The organism is Frankia sp. CcWB2, from assembly GCF_977927585.1.
The window spans coordinates 29,657-38,193 of record NZ_CDWRCM010000009.1 but is presented as its reverse complement, the minus strand read 5'-3'; the positions used below and the strand labels follow the sequence as shown (position 1 = coordinate 38,193).

Annotated in this window: 9 protein-coding genes; 6 read left to right on the top strand and 3 right to left on the bottom strand. The window is 68.5% G+C overall.

Annotated elements, in window-relative coordinates; genetic code table 11:
* Positions 1–100: 100 nt before the first annotated feature.
* Complete coding sequence (gene nirD / locus ACY45C_RS02330; protein WP_462186017.1) at positions 101–445, top strand: nitrite reductase small subunit NirD; 345 nt, start codon at positions 101–103, stop codon at positions 443–445.
* A gap of 106 nt (positions 446–551) precedes the next feature.
* Positions 552–1,373: a uroporphyrinogen-III C-methyltransferase gene (gene cobA / locus ACY45C_RS02325; protein ID WP_462186016.1), complete on the top strand. Its 822-nt coding sequence runs from the start codon at positions 552–554 to the stop codon at positions 1,371–1,373.
* A 36-nt stretch (positions 1,374–1,409) separates the two neighbouring features.
* On the opposite strand, the gene ACY45C_RS02320 is transcribed toward cobA, so the two are convergent.
* Positions 1,410–2,522 (bottom strand): PQQ-dependent sugar dehydrogenase, encoded by a 1,113-nt coding sequence (locus ACY45C_RS02320; RefSeq protein WP_462186015.1) that lies wholly within the window; start codon positions 2,520–2,522, stop codon positions 1,410–1,412.
* Between the two features lie 70 nt (positions 2,523–2,592).
* Positions 2,593–2,778 carry a hypothetical protein gene (locus ACY45C_RS02315; protein ID WP_462186014.1) on the bottom strand — a complete coding sequence of 62 codons (186 nt, stop codon included), beginning with the start codon at positions 2,776–2,778 and terminating at the stop codon, positions 2,593–2,595.
* 297 nt (positions 2,779–3,075) lie between these two features.
* Here ACY45C_RS02315 and ftsE point away from each other — a divergent pair, with 297 nt between their 5' ends.
* Together ftsE and ftsX are read left to right on the top strand one after the other, a co-directional pair.
* Positions 3,076–3,822, top strand: a complete 747-nt coding sequence (gene ftsE, locus ACY45C_RS02310; protein ID WP_462186021.1) for a cell division ATP-binding protein FtsE — start codon at positions 3,076–3,078, stop codon at positions 3,820–3,822.
* Positions 3,822–4,694 (top strand): permease-like cell division protein FtsX, encoded by an 873-nt coding sequence (gene ftsX, locus ACY45C_RS02305; RefSeq protein ID WP_462186013.1) that lies wholly within the window; start codon positions 3,822–3,824, stop codon positions 4,692–4,694. Before ftsE ends, ftsX begins: the two co-directional genes overlap by 1 nt.
* On the opposite strand, the gene ACY45C_RS02300 is transcribed toward ftsX, so the two are convergent.
* Positions 4,679–6,130 (bottom strand): HNH endonuclease signature motif containing protein, encoded by a 1,452-nt coding sequence (locus tag ACY45C_RS02300; RefSeq protein ID WP_462186012.1) that lies wholly within the window; start codon positions 6,128–6,130, stop codon positions 4,679–4,681. The two genes, ftsX and ACY45C_RS02300, sit on opposite strands and share 16 nt — an antisense overlap.
* 619 nt (positions 6,131–6,749) lie before the next feature.
* Between ACY45C_RS02300 and smpB the strand changes: the two genes are divergently transcribed.
* The gene (smpB, locus tag ACY45C_RS02295; RefSeq protein ID WP_011435254.1) at positions 6,750–7,229 is read left to right on the top strand and encodes an SsrA-binding protein SmpB; all 480 of its coding nucleotides are present in this window, start codon (positions 6,750–6,752) and stop codon (positions 7,227–7,229) included.
* Between the two features lie 60 nt (positions 7,230–7,289).
* Positions 7,290–8,537, top strand: a 1,248-nt coding sequence (locus tag ACY45C_RS02290) for a class I SAM-dependent methyltransferase (RefSeq protein ID WP_462186011.1), incomplete at its 3' end; no start/stop codon positions are given.

Here is an 8,537-nt window from a genome sequence, read left to right as displayed (position 1 = left end):
CCTGCGATGATGCTCTCGATCACGTATTTGTTACTTCATTACGTCCCCAAAAGCCTCTGGATAGGCAAGTAAGCGCATCCCGGACGATCTGGAGGCCGCCATGATCTGGACCGACATCTGTGCCCTGGACGATCTGACTCCCGATCGCGGCGTGGCCGCGCTCGTCAACGGCGCCCAGGTGGCCATCTTCCGGCTGAGCGACGGTCCCGTGCTCGCCGTCGGCAACGCCGACCCGATCGGCCTGGCCAACGTGCTCTCCCGGGGTCTCGTCGGCTCCCGCGGAGACCGGGCCGTGGTCTTCTCGCCGTTACACAAGCAGGCGTTCGATCTGGTGACGGGGGAGTGCCTCGATGCCGAGGGGGTGCGCCTCCCCGTCTACCCGGTGCAGGTGCAGGACGGTCGGGTGCTGGTCGGCCCCGTCGCGGCGGCCCGTCCGGTCAGCTGAGGCGGTCAGCCGGCCGGTCAGCCGGAATGGTCGGCTGCGGCGATCGGCCCCGAACGGGCTGGTCAGGCCGCACACTGGGAGAAAGCCGACGCGGGAGGGGACGAAGATGACCGGTGTGCAGACAGCCCCGGGCGGATGGGTGGCCCTTGTCGGTGGCGGTCCCGGGCGGGCGGATCTGATCACCGTACGCGGTCTGCGGCTGCTCCAGGCTGCGGATGTCGTGGTGGTCGACCGGCTGGCTCCCCGTGAGCTGCTGGATGAGGTGCGACCCGGTACCGAGATCATCGATGCGGGCAAGGCGCCGCACGGTCACAACCTGACCCAGGACGAGATCAACGCGGTGATCGTCGATCGGGGACTGCGCGGGCTCGGCGTCGTCCGGCTCAAGGGCGGTGATCCGTTCGTCTTCGGTCGTGGCGGCGAGGAGGCCCTGGCCTGCGCTGCGGCCGGCCTGCCCTGCGAGATCGTCCCCGGGGTGACGAGCGCCGTCGCGGTCCCCGCGCTCGCCGGGATCCCGGTGACCCACCGGGGCATCACCCAGGACGTGGCTGTCGTCAGCGGCCATATCGATCCGTCGCATCCCGGTTCCACCGCCGACTGGGACGCGCTCGCTACCGGTCCGGGCACAGTCGTCGTGCTGATGGGCGTCGGGGCACTGCCCGAGATCAGTCACGAGCTGGTGAAGCGGGGCCGCCGGCCGGAGACTCCGACCGCGGTGATCCACGCTGGCGGGACAGCCGACGAGACGATCATCACCGGGCCCCTGGCGGATATCGCCCGGCTCGCGGCCGAAGCCGCGATCAGTTCTCCCGCGGTCATCGTAATCGGAGATGTGGTTTCGCTACGTGATCGAATTATCGGCGTGATGGGTACCGTCGGGGCGGTCCCGGCGGAGCCGCTTCCGGTGGAGCCCACGGTGTCGGCTTGACGCTCCCGCCGTCGGGTCGCCCGTCCACCCGGACCTTCAGCGCAGCGCCAGGATCCGGTCGTCCCCCTTTCTCGGGTCCCCTCGGCCGTCGGTGTTGCTGGTGATGATCCATACCGATCCGTCCGGTGCGAGCACCGCCGCGCGCAGCCGGCCCAGCTCACCGGTGAACGCCGTGCGGGGGGCGCCACGCACATGGTCACCGGCCAGGCCCACCTCCCACAGCCGCTGTCCGCGCAGCGCCGCCACGTACAGGGTGTCTCCACGGATCGCGACGCCGCTCGGGGATGCTTCGGCGGTGGTCCAGGTGACGAGGGGATTGCGCAGGCGGCCCTTGTCGGTGTCGCCGACGCCCTCCACCATCGGCCACCCGTAGTTGCCGCCCGGGATGATCAGGTTCACCTCGTCGAAGTTGTTCTGGCCGAACTCGGATGCCCACAGCCGTCCGGCCGTATCCCACGCCAGGCCCTGCACGTTGCGGTGGCCGATGCTGTAGATCAGCGAGCCCGGGAACGGATTGCTCGGCGGCACGCTTCCGTCGGGACGCATCCGTAGGATCTTGCCGTTCAGACTGGCGCGGTCCTGCGCCCGTGTGGTCACGCCGGCGTCCCCTACCCCCGCGTACAGCAGGCCGTCCGGGCCGAACCTGATCCGTCCGCCGTTGTGGATCTGGGCGTTCGCGAGCCCGGTGAGGATCGGTGCGGGGGAACCCGCCCAGTTCCCGGTCAGCCGGAACCGCACGATCCGGTTGTCGGCCCGGGTCGTGTAATAGGCGTACACGAAGTGATCGGCCGCGTAGGTGGGGGAGACGGCGAGGCCCAGCAGCCCCGATTCCCCGCTGTGCACCATGTCCGGAAAACGGGCGACCTCGGTAGGCTCGCCACCGCCGGCCGGGCGACGCAGGATACGGCCGCTGTCCCGTTCGCTGATCAAGGCGTCCCCGGAGGGGAGGAAGGCGACATCCCAGGGCGCCGCGAGACCCGTGGTGATGATGCGCAACTCGGGCTGCGGGCTGTCGCGACCCGCCGACGGTGCGGTGGTGGCCGGCTTCGACGACTCGGCCGGCCAGGGGCGGCCACCATTCCAGCCGCAGGCGGATACGCCGAGGCCCACCAGGGCGAGAATGGCGCTGACCAGGACGAGGCAGCGCACGGGAGGACAACGGGGAGATTCGGGGCGGCCCGCGACTAGGTCAGCCTTTGCCGCGGCGGCGCGGCCGGGCTTAGGAGACGTGACGGGCGGCAAGGACCGTCAGTAGCATCACGATCGCGATCAGCGCGACGATCACCTGCGGTGACATCTGGAAGAAGCTCTGGCGCAGGTACTCGCGCGAGGCGCGGCAGGTGGGACACCGGCCTTCGACCACCAGTCCGGCGCAGCGCGCGCAGACGAGATCCTCGCTGCCCATAGCGCCTCCTTCTCACCCGGGACGGATGCCATGATCGGGCGATCGTCGCACTTCCTCGGGGTGGGGACAACACCCGGATGTTTCGGATGGAGCACGACCGTTGGCGACACGCACGATCGACCTCCACGTTACGCCCGCGCACGGTGGCGTGCCGCTCCGTCAAAGGTCGACCGGGCGAGCGGTGACCCGCTCGGGGCTGTTCTCGGAGATTCCGGTCGGGCGTTAACCTGCGGCCCCCGACCTTCGTCACGCCCTACCATGCGGCTACTGAAAGTCATGGGAGTGCGGGAAGGCGCAATGATCGTTTTGAGTTCCGTGAGCAAGCGGTACCCGAACGGCGGCCGGCCGGCGCTGATCGATGTCACCGCGGAGATCGGTGCCGGTGAGTTCGTCTTCCTCGTGGGGCCGTCCGGATCGGGTAAGACCACATTGCTGCGATTGCTGCTGCGGGAGGAACGGGCGACGTCCGGCCGGGTGCTGGTGGCCGGCCGTGACGTCGCGCGGATGCCGGACCGCGGGGTGCCCCAGCTGCGCCGGCTGGTCGGCTGCGTCTTCCAGGACTTTCGCCTGCTACCGAATCGGACCGTGGCGGCGAACATCGCGTTCGCCCTCGACGTGGTCGGCCGTCCTCGGCATGTCGTGCGCAGCGTCGTGCCGGAGGCACTCGAGCTGGTCGGCCTCGCGGAGAAGGCGGACCGGTATCCCGATGAACTCTCCGGAGGCGAACAGCAGCGGGTCGCAATCGCCCGGGCGTTCGTCGGCCGTCCTCGGGTACTGCTGGCCGACGAGCCGACCGGCAACCTCGATCCGAACACCAGCATCGAGATCGTGAACCTGCTCGACACTGTTCATCAGGCCGGCACCACCGTCGTGATGGCCACCCACAACGCGTCGCTCGTCGACGCGATGCGCCGCCGGGTGCTCGAGCTGAGCGACGGCGCGCTGATCCGGGACGAGGCTCGCGGGCGTTACAACCAGGATGATCTGGTGGTGCCGATGATTCCCCGGCCCGGGCCCCGGGTGCCGGCCGACCGGGTCCGCTGATGCGACCGGGTCTGCTGGCGTCGCTGCTGTGGACGGGCCTGCGCCGCAACCTGGCGATGACCTGCGCTATGATCATCACTGTCGCGATCTGCCTGGCGTTGCTGGGGTCGGGCCTGCTCCTGCGGGCGCAGGTGCACACCATCGACAGCTTCCTGCTCGACCAGATCGAGGTCGTCGTTGATCTCTCCGATGGCATCACCCCAGGCGAGCGGTCTGCCCTCGAGGCCGAGATCGCGGCGGATCCACTGGTCGTCGACGTGCGGTACGAAAGCAAACAGCAGGTGTACGACCGTTTCCGTCGGGACTTCCGTGGATCGCCCGACGTCCTCGCCGGTGTCGGACCCGACGACCTGCCCGCGGCGCTACGACTTACGCTCACCGATCCGCGAGCGGCCCGCGACATCGTCGTCACCTACACCGGCCTCGACGGGGTGGAAGCTGTGCGCGACCAGCGCGGCCTGCTTGACCCGTTGTACCGGTTCCTCGACGCCTTCACAGCGGGCGCCTTCGCCCTCGCCGCCGTGCAGGCCTTGGCGTCCTTCGCCCTCATCTACACGATGATCCGGATCTCGGCGCATGCTCGGCGGCGGGAGACTGCCATCATGAAGATGGTCGGTGCGTCCAACGGAACAATCCGGGCCCCGTTCGTCTTGGAGATCGCGGCGGTGGGGCTGGTTGGCGGGCTGTTCGCCACGGGCGTGCTCGCGTTGGCCAAGATCTACCTGGTGGACGGCCGGTTCGCGAAGCAGACGATGTTCCCCCTGTTCGGTTGGTCGGCGGTCTGGGAGACCGCGGCCGTCGTGCTGGGGGTCGGTGTGCTCGCCGCCGCCGCGATGGCTTCGGTGGCGCTCCGCCGTCATCTACGGGTCTGAGGCGTCATCCGTCGCTCGGCCCCGGTCCGCTTCGACTCGCACTGGACATCATCCTCGAGGAATACTTCCTTGAGATAATCTTCGGGTGAAATCTCATATTGGCGTCCCTCCGGGCTCGTCCAGATGAAATGTCCAGGCCTGGGCTGGCACACGGACCATCCCTTCTGCGTTGATTGATCGGGAGATGATGTATCCGGCCGCCCCGGTCTTCTCGTAGCACCTTCCTCGGCGCCACGCCTGGGCCGCTTTTCATCCGCGTGTTTCAGCCGGTGATGCCTCCGGCATTTTGGCCCGAGGTTCCGCTCGCTCGTCTGGCCACCTCGACGATGCGACCTGGTATGATCAAGATCGCAGTGAATGGAAGGCTTCTCGCATCCCGGAAAGACACATGTAGGGTTTCGAGTTCGAACATGACGAGCCAGGGCGGCTGAGGGAAATCGACGCCGGCTGACCGCCAGGACTCGTCCTTCCGGCGGATCCATCAGTATCCGCCGCCATGTGCACCGGGGGTTCTCGGCCATCTCGCGAACGAGGCCGGCCGGTATCGGGCCATAACCGGGAAGTTCCGCCGGCTGTTCCGACATACCCAGCAGACAGGAAGCCGACACGAGCACCTGCATCTCGATACTGACACGGTCACGATCCTGCCCCATCAGCAGGTCGTAGAAAACGTCGGCCCGACGCTGGTCGAGCCCGCGACCGTCCTGCGCACCGCCTGCTCTCCTCGCCAGAAGGTCCACCCGTCGAAACGCCGCGAGCATGCGGTCTGCCGGAAGCGATGCCGAGATGCGGCCCATACCATCCGGCTCGGCCCGCACCGTCACCCGACGCGCCTTCGCCGCCCTGCGGCGACGCTGCTCCGCGCCCTGGGGACGTAATGAAGTAACAAATACGTGATCGAGAGCATCATCGCAGGTCATAGGCCTGTGGAGGGTTCGAAACGCGCAAGTTATTTCATTTCGACTCCCCTGAGGGTCTACCACCACCACACGCCGTCGCACGGCGGCCGCGAACGCTGCGTGGCTTGGCCGCCCACCCCGGCGCAGAACCGTCTCCGCCACGTCCGCGGCTTGGCTGTCCGACAGGTTGGCCGTCAGTCGTTCCAGCACGGCCAGCCGCTGGGAATCCAACTCACCATGTTCAAGAGCAGTCAGCGCGGCCGGCATGCGGCGGACGACGCCGACCGCGAAACCCAACTGCTTGTTTCCCGACGCTGATGATATTCTCAGCTCGGCAGCCAGTTCGTCTCCCGCGAACTCGTGAAATCCCCTGGCAGCCCCGCTCTCATCCTCTTCCGTGGGCGGCCGTAGCTGCGCGAACCTCGCTCTCACGAGCAGCCGTGCCGCCTCCCAGCGTGCGATCTCCCGACCGATCGCCACATCCGCTCGGAGACATCCGTCCGCGTCGAATTCAGCTACACGACGACCATAAACCATCGATGAGTCCAGGCGACGGGAAAGAGAACCACTGTCGTCGACCCCGGTGTCGCGGGGGCCCAGGGCCTCTGCTTCCTCGCGCGGGCTGGACTCGTCCGAACTGGGCTTACCCGGACTGGACTGTGAGCCGGGCCGAAGCGATGAACTGGGTCTGGTCGCTGGATGCATCATGCCGCCTGTCATGGGCACTTGGAGGGAACGGTTGGATCTGTTGGCAGGAACCGCCGCCGATTCGCCCGAACACTCCGATCATCGAACATGTGTTCGAGTATAGTGCTCGCTGGCGCCGTTCATCAAGTCCAGCGTCTCATCAAGTCCAGCGTCGTCAAGTCCATCGTCTCGACAGCCGGGCAAGCTCGACAGCCGAGCAAGGAGGTGGAAGGTGTTGAACGCCCAAGTCGCCGCCGTGGCGGCTCCTCCGCGGGGCGCGCTGACGGCGCTCGTCGCCCTACGGAGCGCTCGGCGATGTCACCCGGGCCACGCCGGCGACCGACGATGGCGCTCACATGATCGATACCATGAGTGTCCTCGCGGTGGAGCCGGGCGTGTCACCGACGCGGGAGGCAGGACGTAGGTTCGGAGAAGATTTCGCGAACGGTGTGGGAAGAGGGACAGGACAGTGCCGAGGGAGACGGGGCGCAGACTGATCGCGCAGAACAAGCGCGCCCGGCATGACTACGACATCCTCGACACCTACGAGGCTGGGCTGGTGCTCCGTGGCACCGAGGTGAAGGCGCTGCGGGCCGGGCGGGCCTCGCTCGTCGACGGGTTCGCCCAGATCAGCGATGGTGAGATCTGGCTGCACAACGTGCACATCCCCGAGTACACCGAGGGGACCTGGACGAACCACGCCCCCCGCCGCAAGCGCAAGATGCTGCTGCATCGGGCGGAGATCGAAAAACTGGTCGGTAAGACCCAGGAGGGTGGGCTCACGCTGGTCCCGCTCTCGCTCTACTGGAAGGACGGGCGGGCGAAGATCGAGATTGCGCTGGCGCGTGGCCGCAAGTCGTACGACAAACGGCACGCGATCGCGGAGCGGGACGCGGCCCGGGAGATCGGCCGGGCGATGGGCCGCCGAGCCAAGGGGCGCTACCTTTGATAGCCAGCCGTCCATGACACCGTCCGTGGGGCCGCCGATGTTCCTGTCGACGTTCCTGTCATGGTTCCCGTCGTCGTTATTTCGTCGTCGTGCCGCGGATTCGCCGGTTCCGGCACCATCCGAGTCGCCGTGACCGCCTCCGACGGCGACCGGCTGGCGCAGCTCGAGGCCCTGCTGAGCGCACAGGGTGAGGCGGTGCTGGCGGCGGCGGTCGCGGCATTTGCCGAGGATGAGCGTGCTGGTGGAGGCGCGGCCCGGGAACTGGCTGTCGGTGCCCGCCTGCGCGCCGAGGGCGTGTCCCCCGCGCTCCTCGCCTCCGCGTTCACTCAGGCGGAGCTGAGGCGGCGCGCGATGGTCAAGTTTGCCCGGGCCGATCGGATGTTCTTCACCCGAGCCGGGTTGGAACAGGCGTCCTCGCAGGCGGCGGCTGAGCATCGGGCCGCGCGGTTCACCGGCCTAGGCCGGCTCGCCGACCTGTGCACGGGGATCGGCGGGGACGCGCTGGCCCTCGCCCGGGGCCGGGAGATCATGATCGTCGACCGGGATCCGGTTCATCTGCGGATGGCCGCGCTCAACGTCGCCGTCCACGCGGCCGAGGGCACGACCGCGCCGCCTTCGGCCCTTCCGTCCACGACCGTTCCGCTCACGACCGTTCCGCTCACGGGATCGGCCGTGCCGACGGGATGCCTCGAGACGCGCCTGTCCGACGTGCGGGAGGTGGACCTCTCCGGATGCGACGCCGTGTTCGTCGATCCGGCCCGGCGTGCCGGCGACCGTCGGTTGGCGTCGCGGGCGAGCGAGCCGCCGCTGGCCTGGTGCTTCGGGCTTGCCGACAAGGTTGCGGCTATCGCGGTGAAGGCCGCGCCAGGGCTGGCGACGGAGCTGGTTCCCCCCCGGGCTGGGAGATCGAGTTCGTGGCCGACGGACGGGATCTCAAGGAGGCCGTGCTGTTCTCACCGGCCCTCGCGACCGCCTCGCGTCGCGCCACTGTGCTGCCCGGGCCGGGCAGCACGGCCTCCCTGCGGGCCGGGGAAGCGCCGGCGAGCCCTCACCGGGACCCCGGATCCAGTCCTCCCGGCGGATACGGGTCGGGTGGGTCCGGTGGGTCCGGTGGGTCCGGTGGGACCGGTGGGTCGGGTTGGCGAGGTCGCCGATCGGGTAGCGGCTCCGGGCCGGTTCCTCCACGATCCGAGCCCGGCGGTCACTCGGGCGGGCCTGGTCGGCGAGCTCGGGCGGCGCCTTGGAGCCTGGCAGATTGATCCAATGATCGCCTTCCTGACCTCCGACGAGGCAGTGACGACCCCCTTC

Coding starts and splice junctions, on each gene's coding strand:
- nirD (WP_462186017.1), top strand. CDS start 101: ATGATCTGGACCGACATCTGTGCCCTGGACGATCTGACTCCCGATCGC.
- ACY45C_RS02315 (WP_462186014.1), bottom strand. CDS start 2,778: ATGGGCAGCGAGGATCTCGTCTGCGCGCGCTGCGCCGGACTGGTGGTC.
- cobA (WP_462186016.1), top strand. CDS start 552: ATGACCGGTGTGCAGACAGCCCCGGGCGGATGGGTGGCCCTTGTCGGT.
- ftsX (WP_462186013.1), top strand. CDS start 3,822: ATGCGACCGGGTCTGCTGGCGTCGCTGCTGTGGACGGGCCTGCGCCGC.
- ftsE (WP_462186021.1), top strand. CDS start 3,076: ATGATCGTTTTGAGTTCCGTGAGCAAGCGGTACCCGAACGGCGGCCGG.
- ACY45C_RS02300 (WP_462186012.1), bottom strand. CDS start 6,130: ATGGTTTATGGTCGTCGTGTAGCTGAATTCGACGCGGACGGATGTCTC.